Here is a 510-nt window from a genome sequence, read left to right as displayed (position 1 = left end):
AATCGTTAGGTCGGGTAACTGGCGCGGGGGTTCGAATCCCCCATTCTCCGTTAGATGAACCCAGTGTTTTTCTAAACAACTATCCTTGGAGGTGGTCTCCAAGAGTAAATTTTTCATAAAGAGGTGAAACATGAAAAAGATTAAGTTACTAAGTATCTTAGCACTCTCAACAGTTGTCTTGGGTGCATGTTCTGCATTGTCTAATCAGTCATCTGAAGCTTCTTCTGATGACAAAGAGAAAACGGAACAAGTTGAGAAGAAGGATGAAGCAGCGGAAGTTAAAGAGAAAGTCACAAAAGATGCTGAAATTCTCCTAGACTCTGTTCTCACTAGCGACTCTGCACGATTCAAGAAAATTTATGGTGAAACCTATGAAAAATGGACTGAGGCCATTTTTGCAGTGCAAACAAGTGAAAAAATCAAAGAAGAAGGGCTTTCACCTGCATCTACATACTCAGTACAATGGCACAAAGATTTCCCTGTAGAAACTCCAGAAGAAACCATTTCAGG

The 510-nt window shown here is 40.6% G+C and carries 1 pseudogene; it reads left to right on the top strand.

The annotated features are described in order from the left end of the window. Positions 1–130 precede the first annotated feature (130 nt). Positions 131–510 (top strand): annotated as a pseudogene (locus GMD1S_RS08980) (hypothetical protein); the annotation flags it as partial.

This window comes from Streptococcus sp. GMD1S (assembly GCF_000296875.1).
Lineage (GTDB): Bacteria > Bacillota > Bacilli > Lactobacillales > Streptococcaceae > Streptococcus.
The sequence above is the reverse complement of the archived record's forward strand: the minus strand, read 5'-3'. Positions and strand labels throughout refer to the sequence as shown.